The organism is Nonomuraea deserti (genome assembly GCF_004348685.1).
GTDB lineage: Bacteria > Actinomycetota > Actinomycetes > Streptosporangiales > Streptosporangiaceae > Nonomuraea > Nonomuraea deserti.
Map to the genome: position 1 here is coordinate 1 of NZ_SMKO01000257.1, position 12,298 is coordinate 12,298.

At 70.1% G+C, this 12,298-nt stretch carries 13 protein-coding genes; 6 read left to right on the top strand and 7 right to left on the bottom strand.

The features are described from left to right. On the bottom strand, positions 1 to 931 hold a 931-nt coding region (locus E1292_RS46045), incomplete at its 3' end, for an AfsR/SARP family transcriptional regulator (RefSeq protein ID WP_246090840.1). Positions 932 to 1,037: 106 nt separating this feature from the next. On the opposite strand from E1292_RS46045, the gene E1292_RS46050 reads away from it, so the two are divergent. Next, positions 1,038 to 2,165 (top strand): alkene reductase, encoded by a 1,128-nt coding sequence (locus E1292_RS46050; protein ID WP_246090842.1) that lies wholly within the window; start codon positions 1,038 to 1,040, stop codon positions 2,163 to 2,165. 719 nt (positions 2,166 to 2,884) lie between these two features. Here the strand turns inward: E1292_RS46050 and E1292_RS46055 are convergent. From E1292_RS46055 to E1292_RS46075, 5 genes are all read right to left on the bottom strand, one after another. Then, the gene (locus E1292_RS46055; RefSeq protein WP_132606118.1) at positions 2,885 to 3,382 is read right to left on the bottom strand and encodes a MerR family transcriptional regulator; all 498 of its coding nucleotides are present in this window, start codon (positions 3,380 to 3,382) and stop codon (positions 2,885 to 2,887) included. 10 nt (positions 3,383 to 3,392) lie between these two features. Continuing rightward, complete coding sequence (locus E1292_RS46060) at positions 3,393 to 4,253, bottom strand: SDR family NAD(P)-dependent oxidoreductase (RefSeq protein WP_132606119.1); 861 nt, start codon at positions 4,251 to 4,253, stop codon at positions 3,393 to 3,395. Positions 4,254 to 4,541: 288 nt separating this feature from the next. Beyond that, positions 4,542 to 5,123, bottom strand: a complete 582-nt coding sequence (locus E1292_RS46065; protein ID WP_132606120.1) for a dihydrofolate reductase family protein — start codon at positions 5,121 to 5,123, stop codon at positions 4,542 to 4,544. A gap of 65 nt (positions 5,124 to 5,188) precedes the next feature. Then, complete coding sequence (locus E1292_RS46070; RefSeq protein ID WP_220447393.1) at positions 5,189 to 6,028, bottom strand: helix-turn-helix domain-containing protein; 840 nt, start codon at positions 6,026 to 6,028, stop codon at positions 5,189 to 5,191. A gap of 184 nt (positions 6,029 to 6,212) precedes the next feature. Then, entirely contained in the window at positions 6,213 to 7,262 is a 1,050-nt protein-coding gene (locus E1292_RS46075; RefSeq protein WP_132606121.1) for a nuclear transport factor 2 family protein, read from the bottom strand. A 151-nt stretch (positions 7,263 to 7,413) separates the two neighbouring features. Between E1292_RS46075 and sigJ the strand changes: the two genes are divergently transcribed. Together sigJ and E1292_RS46085 are read left to right on the top strand one after the other, a co-directional pair. Beyond that, positions 7,414 to 8,370: an RNA polymerase sigma factor SigJ gene (gene sigJ / locus E1292_RS46080; RefSeq protein ID WP_132606122.1), complete on the top strand. Its 957-nt coding sequence runs from the start codon at positions 7,414 to 7,416 to the stop codon at positions 8,368 to 8,370. Positions 8,371 to 8,691: 321 nt separating this feature from the next. Further along, on the top strand, positions 8,692 to 9,726 hold the full coding sequence (locus E1292_RS46085) for a zinc-dependent alcohol dehydrogenase family protein (protein ID WP_132606123.1): 1,035 nt from the start codon (positions 8,692 to 8,694) through the stop codon (positions 9,724 to 9,726). Here E1292_RS46085 and E1292_RS46090 read toward each other — a convergent pair. Beyond that, on the bottom strand, positions 9,716 to 9,934 hold the full coding sequence (locus tag E1292_RS46090; RefSeq protein WP_132606124.1) for a hypothetical protein: 219 nt from the start codon (positions 9,932 to 9,934) through the stop codon (positions 9,716 to 9,718). The two genes, E1292_RS46085 and E1292_RS46090, sit on opposite strands and share 11 nt — an antisense overlap. A gap of 193 nt (positions 9,935 to 10,127) precedes the next feature. On the opposite strand from E1292_RS46090, the gene E1292_RS46095 reads away from it, so the two are divergent. From E1292_RS46095 to E1292_RS46100, 3 genes are all read left to right on the top strand, one after another. Continuing rightward, complete coding sequence (locus E1292_RS46095; protein WP_220447394.1) at positions 10,128 to 11,162, top strand: DUF4331 family protein; 1,035 nt, start codon at positions 10,128 to 10,130, stop codon at positions 11,160 to 11,162. 557 nt (positions 11,163 to 11,719) lie between these two features. Further along, a complete protein-coding gene (locus E1292_RS51930) occupies positions 11,720 to 11,860 on the top strand; it encodes a hypothetical protein (protein ID WP_165975100.1) in 141 nt (46 codons plus the stop codon). After that, positions 11,850 to 12,200 (top strand): zf-HC2 domain-containing protein, encoded by a 351-nt coding sequence (locus tag E1292_RS46100; RefSeq protein ID WP_132606125.1) that lies wholly within the window; start codon positions 11,850 to 11,852, stop codon positions 12,198 to 12,200. The genes E1292_RS51930 and E1292_RS46100 overlap by 11 nt, the downstream gene beginning before the upstream one ends. The last annotated feature ends 98 nt before the right edge of the window (positions 12,201 to 12,298 follow it).

A 12,298-nucleotide genomic window follows, 5' to 3' on the forward strand; every position in this document is an offset into this window, starting at 1 on the left:
GCGTCTTGCCCACCCCGCCCGGCCCGATCAGCGTGACAAGGCGGGCGCCACCGAGGAGCCTGTCGACCTCTGCCAGGGCATGCCGGCGCCCGACCAGGGCGGTGAGCTGGGCGGGAAGATTCGCCCGGGGACGATCGGGGACGCCGGGCGGCGCGTCCTGGCGCAGGATGGCCGGGAGTCCGGGAGGCGGGCCGAGCGACGCGTCCTGGCGCAGGATCGCCTGGTGGAGCGCGGCCAGCTCCGGGCTGGGGTCGACGCCGAACTCGTCCGCCAGCCGGTGGCGCAGTTCCTCGTACGAGGCCAGCGCCTCGCTCTGGCGACCGGCCAGGTAGAGGGCCCGAAGGTGGACGGCGCGCAGCCGTTCGCGCAGCGGGTGGCGGGCCACCAGACCGGCGAGCTCCCCGATGAGGAGGAGATGGTCGCCCGCGGCCAGGCGGGTCTCGGCGTGCTCCTCCACGATGGCGAGGCGTTGTTCGGTCAGGCGGTGCGCCGCCGCGCGGACGAACTCCTCGTCGGCGAAATCGGCGTACGCCGGCCCGCGCCACAGTCCGAGCGCCTCGGTGAACAACGCGGCCCGCGTCGCCGGGTCGGCGGAGCGGGCCCCGGCCGCCAGGGCCCGGAACCTGTCCGCGTCCACCTCGTCGGCCGGGCCGAGGCGCAGCAGGTAGCCGGGCGCCTGGTAGGCCACGCGGTCGCGGCCGACAGCCCGGCGCAGCTGGGAGACCTTGGCCTGCAGGGCGTTGGCGGGGTTGCCCGGCGGCTCCACCCCCCACAGGTCGTCGATGAGCCGATCGGCGGCGACCGGCCGCCCTTCGTGCCCGAGCAGATCGGCGAGCAGCGCCCTGACCTTGGTTTCGGGGACCTTGACCGGCCGGCCCTCGTCGTCCCGCACCATCAGTGGACCCAGCACTCCGAACCACACAGTGGTCACCGTACACAGGGCCGGGCGGCGCACCATCAGCGGACCGTCAGGCATTCCGAAGCGCTCAGGAGCACAGTCGTCACTGCCACAGAACCTGAGAGATCGGACGATGACCATGTCAAGCGCAGCGTTGACCTCCCGCCTGTTCGAACCCGCCAGGCTCGGCCCTCTGCACCTGCCCAACCGGCTGGTGATGGCGCCACTGACGCGCAACCGCGCGTCGGCCGACGGCGTACCTGAGCCGATCATGGCCACGTACTACGCCCAGCGCGCGTCCGCCGGGCTGATCATCGCCGAGGCCAGCACGCCGAACGCGGTCGGGCAGACCTATCCCGACATCCCCGCCATCTACAACGACGCACACGTGGCCGGCTGGCGGCACGTCACCGGGGCGGTGCGCGCCGCGGGCGGCACGATGTTCCTGCAACTGCAGCACGGCGGCCGGATCAGCCACCCGGACACCACCGGGCTGACGCCGATCGCGCCGTCGCCGGTGGCGTTCCCCGAGCCGATCTTCACTCCTGGCGGGTCCAGGCCGGGGGTCGTGCCCCGCGAGATGACCGCCGCGGAGATCCGATCCACCGTGGCCGACTTCGCCGCCGCCGCCCGGCGTGCCATCGACGCCGGGTTCGAGGGGGTGGAGGTGCACGGCGGCAACGGCTACCTCATCCACCAGTTCCTGTCGGAGGTCACCAACCACCGCGCCGACGCCTACGGCGGCTCGGCGGCCGGCCGCATCCGCTTCGCGGTCGAGGTGGTCGAGGCCGTCGCCGACGCGGTCGGTCCCGCGCGGGTGGGCCTGCGCATCGCACCCGGCGTCACGGCCAACGCCATGCGCGAGCACGACATCGAGCACGTCTATCCCGCGCTCATCGGCGCGCTGGCGAACAAGGACCTGGCCTACCTCCACGTCGTGTTCGCCGACCCGACCCAGCCCCTGTTCCACCGGATCCGCAGTGACTGGCCGAGCGTGCTGATCGCCAATCCGGCGCTGCCCTGGCCGACTCCGTTCCCCGCCGACGGCGGCCGGCGCGAGGGCGAGCGGCTGCTCGCGGCGGGCGCCGACCTGATCTCGCTGGGCCGGGCGTTCCTGGCCAACCCCGACCTGGTCGAACGGTTCCGTCGCGGCGCGCCGCTCAACCCGGTGCGCACGGAGCACTGGTACGGGGGTGGTGAGCTCGGATACACCGACTATCCGGTGCTGGCCACCGCCCAGGAAGAGCGCGACCCGCTCGCGGTCTGAGCCCGGTGGCTGTTGCGCTCCAAGTCGACTTACTTTGTAAAGGCGCATGGTGTGTACAGAACCTTTTACATTCCATAAGGCACGGGCTTCGCCCGTACGTCCTCCGAAGAAGATCGCTTGGCTCTGTCGGCGTTCTTGGCCGCCGCTCGGGTTGCCACCACGGACGCAATGTATCTGTGTGACGATCGCACCATTCGTGAAAGGGGAAGCGATGAGATGGCCTGGGCGATCGGTGAAGAACCTGATCTGCTACGTCGGGACGCCGACCGCGCGGATGGTGCTGACCTGATGGCCCCGACCTGCTCAGGCACGAACTCGAACACCCGCCAGCGGAATGAGCCGACCCAGAACCGTGATCCGGCGTCGCTCGCGCCGCATCCTCGTCGATCGACGCATCGGGTGACCTCAGCGATCGCAAAAGGGTCGGGCTAGTTCGAGATCGGCGATCACGAAGGCGGCGAAGCCGACCAGGGCCAGCGCTGCCAGGCTGAGAATCTGCGGCGAGCTCCGGTCGTACTGGGTGCCGCTCCAACTGGTGTGAGCACCAACGCGGTGATCCACACCGTCAGCAGCACCGTACCCCACCAGTCGATCACGGCCTTGCCGGTTCCCTTGGGCGCCGGTCCGCTCCCGCGAGACGATCAGCTGTGGCGAGCGTATGGGAGGAGGGCTGGCGGGGTGCGCGTCGGGCGATTGCCCGACATGGCCTTGACAGGGGGTCAGGCAGCGGCGTCGCGCGAAGGGCGGCGCTCGACGTCGGAGCCGGTTGCCCCGCCGTACGTGGTGATCTTGTAGTCGACGGCGGCCAGCGACAACGTCAGCTCGCGCAGCCGCCGCACGATCGTGTCGCGGTGCTCGGCCAGCATGGCCATCCGCTCGGGCACCGTGTGCTCGCCCGCGTCGACCAACTCGATGTAGTGCTGCAGCTCGCGCATGGACATCCCCGACAGCCGCATCCGGGTCAGGAACACCAGCCGTCGTACCGCGTCGGCGTCGTAGACCCGGTGACCCTGGCTGTCCCTGGCCACGGTGACCAGCCCGGCCCGCTCGTAGTAGCGCAGCGTGTGCGCCGAGAGGGCGAGCCGGTCGGCGACCTCGGCGATCGTCATCGACGAGGGCACCTCGGCCAGGTCGGTGAGGTCGTGGATCGCCTCCACGGTGGGCTGGGCGTCGCCGAGCGCGTCGAGGACCTTGGTCATCAGGTCGTCAGTGGCCATGACCGCCAGCCTAGACGGGCCGGACCGAGGCGGGCGCGTCGGCGAAGTCGGCGGCCCGGGCGACCTCGGCCCAGCGGGCGGTCTCGGCCAGGCCGCGCCGGTAGACGCCGGAGACGCGCTCGACCGCCTCGCGCCCGAGCGGCAGCCGCAGCGGCACCTCCTCGCCGTGCACGAGCGGGACGATGATCTCGGCCGCCCGCGCCGGGTCGCCTTCCTGGCGGCCGTCGGTGCCGGCCATGTCGGCGCGCACGGCGGCCAGCACCTGGCGGTAGGTCTCCGACGGTTCGGCGAACTCCAGCACGTCGGCGCCGTTGAAGCCGGTGCGGAACCGGCTCGGCTCGACGATCATCACGCGGACGCCGAACGGTGCGACCTCTCCGGCCAGCGCCTCCGACCAGCCTTCCAGGGCGAACTTCGACGCCGAGTAGGCCGACACGCCGGGGAAGGACATGCGCCCGCCCTGGCTGCTCATCTGCACGATGGTGCCGGAGCCGCGGGTGCGCATGCCGGGCAGCACCGCCCGCACGAGGGCGGCGGGGCCGAACAGGTGCAGGTCCATCAGCTCGCGCAACTGCTCGTCGCCGATCTCTTCGACCGCTCCGACCACGGCCCGTCCTGCGTTGTTGACCAGCACGTCGACTTGGCCGAACCGGTTGATCGCGGCCTGCACGAGGGCGGGCGCCGCGGCGACGTCGCGGGCGTCGAAGGGGATGGCCAGGAAGGCGCCGGGGTGCGCGTCCGCCAGGTCGGCGACGCTGCCGGGGGTGCGCACCACGGCCACGACGTTGTCGCCCGCCGCGAGGGCGGCCTCGGCCAGCGCGTGCCCGAGGCCGCGGGACGCGCCGGTGATGATCCATGTCTGTGTCGTCATGGATGTGACGCTAGGACTTCGAGCGCGCTCTAACGCAAATCTGATGGGGAGGGTGGCGTCGGCGCGTTGATCGGGCCCGAAGTCCCGAGGCCACGCTCAGGCCAAGTCCGCTCGGGGGTCGGCCAAGATACGACGGAAACCGGCAACCGTTGAACCTGCCGCAGGTGAGGTGCCGGGGCGGATCGGCGTCGGCTGCCCGACCAGGGACAGCGATGCGCAGACGCAGCCCGAGGCCCGATCTTGTGTCACCGTTCGCAGTGGACTTCTTCGCGTACCCGCTCAGATCGGTCAACGGCGCACCCGATAGCGCAGGTGAAGCACCCGGTTGCCCTGAATCATCACGTCAGGATCCTCCAACAGGTGCTGCGCGTGGACCGACCCGAAGTAGCGCTTGCCGGACCCGAACACGACGGGTACGACGTCCATGCGCACCTCGTCGATCAGGCCCGCGGCAAGCACCTGGCCGCCGACGTCGCCGGCGGCGACCTCGACCATGCGGTCACCCGCAAGCTCCTGCGCCTTGGCCATGGCGGCCTCGACGCCGTCGACGAAGTGAAACGGTGCCTCGGGGTCCCAGCCCTCGGGCATCGGCCGGTGCGACACGACGACCACGTGGTCGATGCCGCCCGGAGGCTTCCCGTCCCAGCCGTCCGTCAGGTCGAAGACGTGGCGGCCGACGACCGTGACTCCGATCTGGTCCCAGTACGGCCGGGTGTAGTCGTAGGACGTCTGCGACACCTTCAGCTCGCCGCTCTCGTCCAACGGGACGTCACCGCTGGACAACCAGTCGAACAGCGGTCCGGGCTGGTCATTCTCGTCCGCGACGAAGCCGTCCACCGACACCGAGCTGTACATGACCACCTTGCCCACGGGACTCTCCTCTGCTTTGGGGTGCCCCAAGTTAGCGTGTCGTGAGCTGTCGCTCTTGTAAGAAATCAATCGGCCGGCAGCGGCCAGCCGTCCAGCGCGTGGCCGGGATGTTCGCGCAGGAACCGCCGCCGGACTTCGAGGTACCGGGTCGGCGTGAGCCCGGTGAACGCCCGGAACTCGTGGCCGAAGTGGGCCTGGTCGAAGTAGCCGGCGCGACCGGCGAGGTCGCCCCAGTCGACCGGTCCGGCGGGGTCGATCGCGAACACGGTGGCGGCGAAGCGGTAGGTGCGGGCCAGCCGCTTCGGCGTGACGCCGATGAGCTCCTTGAACCGCTGTGCCAGATGGGTGCTGCTGACACCGGCTGCCACGCTCAGGTCGCCGATCGCCACCGCCCCGCTGGTCGCCGCGATGGCGCTGCTCGTGTGGCGGACCAGGCCGAGGCCGGCGGTCTCGCACAGCCGTCGCATCAGCTCCTCCTCGAGCAGCGCCAGCATCTCGTACGGCCCGGCCGCCGCGGCCAGCCGGTCCCGCAGCTCAGCGATGGCGGGCCGGCCCCAGACCTGCTCCACCGTCACCGGGCGGTCGCACAGCTCGGCCGCGGGCATCGGCAGGAACGGCGCCGGCCCCCACGGCTTGAAGTGCACGCCGACTGACCGGGTCCCCGGCGGATAGCCGAACTCGAAGGCGCGGGTGGGTGTGGTGACCAGGCAGCCGTCGGCGTACTCGGCCGTCCCGATGTCGGTGCCGGCGCGGATGCGGAACGGTGCCCCGAGGTTGACGATGAGCAACGCCGACGGCATCGGCGGCAGCGTCAGCCGGGCGTACGGCGGCGCACCCTCCAGGTAGTAAAGGTCGTCGATCAGCCCGTCCAGCGGCGGTCGCGGCACTCTGGACACGTACTCCACGCCCACAGTATCGCCGACGCCCCGCCGGTATCGAGCGCCGGGATGGAGGGCGTGGGTGATCGGCCCGGCGTTGATCACTTGATGACCGGCCTGGCGGGCGTTGCGGTCTGACAGCGCGCGATGATGAAGTTCCGCAGGAGCGGCAAGACGTCCGGCCCGCCGGCGACCGTCGGGCCGGGTGGGTTCAGAAACCGATGGCTTCGCGGAGCAGCAGGACGGTGGCGCGTCCGGGGCGGGGTTCTGCGTTGAGGATGAGAAGGCGGTTGATGGCGCTGGGCACCCCGTACACCTCCTGGCTCCGGACGTTCTCCAGCGGGAAGGCGTGCTCTTCCACGCGGCGCAGCGCGGTGCTCAGGTCGGGGACCACCTTCTGCGCCCCGACGATCCAGATGGCGTGGCCGGCGCCGCCGGCGTACCCGGGTAGCTGGCTGCCGCTGCCCGAGGCGATCACGATGGAGCCGGTTTCCGTGACAGCGGCGACGCTGCCCACCTCGACGTCGGGGCTGGCCTGCAGCCGCCGTATCTCGTCGGCCTCGGTGGCGCGGTCCATGGCCAGCAGCCGCGGCTTGACGGCCTGGTACTGTCCGCCGGTGTTGATGTCGTCGTCGATGCCGGACAGGCGCAGGGTCTCGCTGGCCGCGGTGAACACGCCGGCGCCCGCGGGGATCAGGGCTTTGAGGTGGGTGCGCGCGGCGGCGACGTCGTCGAGGATCTCGACGGCGAAATTGTGCGCCCTCAGCGCGGCGGCCGCTCGCTCCAGGCGCTCTTCCGACGCCGGTTCTGTGAACTGTGCCGCCGTCACCTGGGCCGAGCCCGGCAGCGGGGTGGTGTCGTAATACCTGACCTCGAAGACACGTTCGGTGAACTTCCAGCCCTCGGGGGTGCGCCGGTAGCGGTCGTGGAAGAGGGCGTAGTTGAGCATCGAGCCGCCGTCGCGCAGGCGTCCGAGTTCGCAGACGTAGGCGCGGCCGGACGCGGTGTCGCCGTCGAGCAGGATCGCACCCGGGTGCGTGGTCTGCACGAAGTAGTCCCACGCCTGCGACAGTTGCCCGGTGCCGGCGCGGATCGCCTCCCGGCCTGCGTGCTCGATGCCGGCGTCGGGGATGCGGTACACGGCGTCGTGGGTGAACAGGGACGCGAGGCGGTCGTGGTCGCCCATCATCGCCGCGTCGGTGAACTCGCCGCGCAGCGCCTCGATCTCGACGCGGTCCGCGGCCGCCTGGAAGTCGTTCATCGTTGCCTCCTGGTTCTCCGCCTCTGGATGGCGGATTCGCCGCTATGACGACGCGGTGCCGCGGATTGTGAAGTGACGTGCCACTTCACGTTCGGGGGCGCTGCGTCGTCATAGCGGTGAGGAAGACGCGACCAAGGGAGTCCTTCACACCATGACCACCCCATTCGATCCCGGGCTGAGCGCGATCACGGGGGAGCGGCGCCGGCTGATCAACGTCGCCTACCGCCTCCTCGGCTCGCTGGCCGACGCCGAGGACGCCGTGCAGGAGACCTACGCCCGCTGGTACGCCCTGTCCCCGCGGCAGCGGGAGGACATCGAGGTCCCGAGCGCGTGGCTGACCAGGGTCGCCGGCCGGATCTGCCTGGACCTGCTCGGCTCCGCACGGGCGCGGCGGGAACGGTATACGGGCCAGTGGATCCCCGAGCCGCTGCCCGAACCCGCGGAGTGGAACAGCGCGCGGCCGGCCGACCCGGCCGACCCGGCCGACCGGGTCACCCTGGACGAGTCGGTCGGCATGGCCTTCCTGGTCGTGCTCGAAGCGATGACGCCGGCCGAGCGCGTCGCGTTCATCCTGCACGACGTCTTCCGCTACCCCTTCGCCGAGGTGGCCGAGATCGTCGGGCGTACCCCGGAGTCATGCCGCAAGCTGGCCTCCTCGGCCCGCCGCCGCGTCCACGCCGCCCAGCTCTCCGCGACCCCGAACGCCCGCAAGGCCGGCATCGTCAGGGAGTTCAAGCAGGCGTGGGAGGCCAGGGACATCGGCGCCCTCATCGCTCTGCTCGACCCGCACGCCACGTCGATCGCCGACGGCGGCGGCCTGGTCAGCGCGCTGCCTCAGCCCATCGAAGGTAGCGAGCGGATCGCGCACGCCTGGATCGGCATTCTCGGCGGGGCGCCCGGCCTGACGCTGGCGGAGCACACGGTCAACGGCCAGCCCGGCCTGGTGGCCCGGCAGGACGGCGTCACCGCGACGGTGTTCGCCTTCGACATCGCGGGCGACCGGATCAAGCGCATCTGGGCGGTACGCAACCCCGACAAGCTCCGGCCCTGGACGTTCACCGCCGGGGAGCCGGCCGGCCGTGCAGCATCGCGGTCCAGGCTCTGGTGAGGATGTCGATGAGGACCTGCTCGTCCTCGAAGGGCGGCACCCGGCTCGCGGCGAGGTAGTGGAGCCGTTCCCCCCCAGCCAGGTCAGCGAGTGCGGGACGGTTCGTCGGCCGGGATTTCCGTACGCAGTTTGACGACGTTCAGGGCGGCCTCGAGCGCCGCCGCTCTGCGCTACCCGCGTACTAGCTGCCGTCATGGGGTGTATGGCCAGGCCAGCCGTGGGAGAGGCGGGAGTCTGAGGCACTCCGACCGGCCCGGGTCACGGTACGGGGCGTCGCCACCGCCCGAGAGAAAACAACCATTCGAAAAGGGAGGACTTCTGATGCGCGCAACCCTGATGTACGGTGCCGGCGACGTCCGCGTCGAGCACGTGCCGGACTCGGTGATCACGTTGCCCACCGACGCGCTGGTCCGCATCACCGCGTCCTGCATCTGCGGCAGCGACCTGTGGCCCTACGGCTCGATGAAGCCGGAAGACGGCCCCGCCCGGATGGGGCACGAGTTCATCGGCATCGTTGAGGACATCGGGCCGGAGGTGACCACGCTCAACCGGGGCGACCTGGTCGTGGCGCCGTTCGCCATCTCCGACAACACCTGCCAGTTCTGCCGCGAGGGCCTGCACACCTCCTGCACCAACCCGCAGGCCGGCTTCTGGCCGGACGATGGCGGCCAGGCCGAAGCGGTCCGTGTCCCGCTCGCCGACGGCACCTTGGTCAAGCTGCCCGTCGAAGCGGACTCGGCCCTCATGCCGTCCCTGCTGACGCTCTCGGACGTGTCCGGCACCGGCTACCACGCGGCCGTGTCCGGCGGCGTCAACCCGCGCACCCGCGTCACCGTGATCGGTGACGGCGCCGTCGGCCTGCTGGCGGTCCTGGCGGCCAAGCGCCTGGGCGCCGAGCAGACCATCCTGATGGGACGCCACCAGGTCCGCACCGACCTCGGCCGCGAGTTCGGCGCCACCGACGTCGTCTCCGCCCGCGGCGAGGAAGGCATCGAGGCGGTACGCGAACTCACCGGCGGGCACGGCACCCACGTGGTCCTGGAGGCCGTCGGCACCATGCCCGCCTACCAGCAGGCCCTGGGCGTCGTTCGCCCGGGCGGCGTCATCAGCCGCGTCGGCGTCCCGCAGTACGAGGACGCGCCGATCGGCTTCGGCAGCCTCTTCCGCCACAACATCCGCCTGACCGGCGGACCCGCGCCGGTCCGGGCCTACATCGAAGAACTGATGCCCGACATCCTGGACGGCACCATCGAACCGGGCAAGGTGTTCGACGCCACGACCGGCCTCGACGGCGTCCCGGCCGGCTATCAGGACATGGCCGACCGCAAGAGCCTCAAGGTCCTCATCAAGCCCTGACCTCGAGCGGCGCGACTGGGTGCGTGGTCCGGCGCGGGGCCGCTCGGCGGGCGTCGCGGGCACCCTCGTGGTGCACGAGCGCGAACGGCTCGGCCGCGGCCTCGATCTCGCCGTCCTGGCCGAGCAACTGCGCGCCGCCGGCACCGGCCTGGAGTTCCTCACCGGCGAACTGCAGGGCTCCCACGACCCCCTCCGGCGTCGTGTTCACCGTGCGCATGCTGATGGACGTTTCCGCTGGTCAGGCATATGGCAAAGCCACCTACGGGTCATAAATCCGGGAATCCGGCTTGCTTGCTCCCACGAAGGGATGCCTCCTTCCATGCCCTCGATATTGGGTTTTGTGCCTATTTGCACTCCTCTGTCTACTTTGGCAGGAGGGGCTCAGCCCGCAGCAACGGATCATGGAAGGCCCTGACATGTCCAACCACTTCACCGGCCTCAGCCTTGGGCCACCACTCGGCGACCAGCGCCTCGACCTGTGCGACCTGTACGCCTTCGGGACGCCCGGCGATCCGAGCAGAACCGTTCTCATCCTCAACGCCAATCCCAACGCGGATGCCCTGCACCCCGACGCCGTATACCGCCAGAACATCGACAACGACGGCGATTACCTGACCGACGTCGCCTTCAGCTGGGTCTTCAGCCCGCCGGCATCCGATGGCTCCCAGACCTACAGCGTCTTCATGGCAACCGGTGCGGAGTCCCGCAGGCCTGAGGCGGTCGGCACCAAGATCGTGTCGGACGCTGCCGTGTCCTTCGGCCCTCAGGCCAACGTGGTCAGCAGCGGCGACTACAAGGTAGCCGCCGGTAGCCGCAGTGACGCCTTCTTCTTCGACTTCGACGGAATCAAGAATCTGTTCGACACCAGCGGCAACCGGAACTTCACCGCACCGCATCTGGGCGGGAAGTCCCCGTGGACGGGAGTCGACTCCAACAGCACGGCCAACGTCTTCTCCATGGCCGTCGAACTGCCGACCGCGGAGCTGGCGCCCAAGCCCGAGCTGCACATCTGGGGCCGGTGCAGCGTCCTGCGCGACGGCGAACTCGTCCACGCGGACCGGGCCGGGCACCCCTCGATGAGCAGCTTCTTCAACACCGACGACACGAAGGTGGAGTACAACGCCAGCGAGCCGGTCAACGACCGGGTTAGGTGGACCGACCAGTTCGTCCACCTGTTGGGCCACACCGGCGGCTACACGCGTGAGGAGGCGATCACCGCGCTCGAGCAGCATGGCCTCCTGCCGGACGTGCTGCACTTCGACCCGTCCAAGCCGGCCGCGTACCCTAATGGCCGGACATTCACGGAAGACGTCATCGACATCCGCGTCGCGTTCCTCACCAAGAACGAGGCGCCGCCCACCGGGCTGACGCCGCACACCGACACCCTGGACCGGTTCCCGTACCTCGGTGACCCGCATCCGGCAGGCACCTCCTGACGACTCCGGGGGACACTCCGAGGCTCCGACGGCGACCCGCCTCAACCGTCCGGTTCGGTTTCCGATCCCGCCCGGCCGTGGACCTGCCTCCTCGCCCGAGCGGCTGGTTCGGGTGCTCCTGCTGGTGCCTCTGCGCCTCGGGCCCCGTGTGGGAGAGCCCTGGCGGGGTGGCAGGAGGCGGTGGAGGAGCTCTGCCGGTCGCGATCGTCTCGGCCGTACTGTGGCGGCGAGCTTGCCGCTGGAATGTGGTGCGCTTATGAAGTTTCTGCCATGTGCGCGCATCCTCGTCTGGTCTACGGTCGAGGCATGTTCCCCCTATGAGCCGCTGCGTTGTGGGGTATGGTCGGTGGGCTGTGCGTGGAAGGTCTTGAGCTTCATGCCCGCATTCGGAGGGTACGGGCATGGTCGTGGCGCCGACCGATTCCCCAAGGGCTATCGGCGTACGTGACCTCCGTGATCATCCGGATCGGCATCGGGGCCGCCGTTGCCGCGGCTGCCGCGCAGAGCGGGCAGATCGATGGCGCGTTCGCAGCGTTGGGCCTGTAGTCGCCGCGCCCTTGATCGTCGAGAAGGTGACGCGGCTGTTCGTCGTCGCGATCGAGTCAGGGCCGTCCACGCCTCAGGAGCAAGCCGAACCTGACCGCAAGCCCGCCCGAAAGGTCCAGGTCGTGGACGAGGCGGGCGCCGATGTTCCCTGACAGCGGGCTCGGCTCGCGCATCGCCTCCGCCGTCGCACGGTTCGACGAACCTGGCGCACCGGTCCGCTTGATGGAGCCCGTTGACGAGCGATCCACCAAGTTCTGGATACGCCTGCTCAAGGCGCTTGCCCGGGATGAGAACGACGGGCTGGGGCCACGGCTTCGTGAGGCAGGAGCACATGAATCACCGGCCGTCTCTGTCGCGGATTGTCATGTCGTCGACCTCCTTTTCCTCTTTCTCGACAACGAGCTGGACGAAGAAGGGATGGCAGAGGTCCGCGAGCATCTGGAGGAGTGTTCCGCATGCCTGGTGTCAACGGCCATGAAGATCCCCAGGTAGGTGGACTTGGGTTCTCTCAACTGGTGGCCATCAGAAATCCATACTGATGGCCGGGGTGGTCCTGATGGGTGGTCAGGTCAATGGGGTGACGCCCTTGC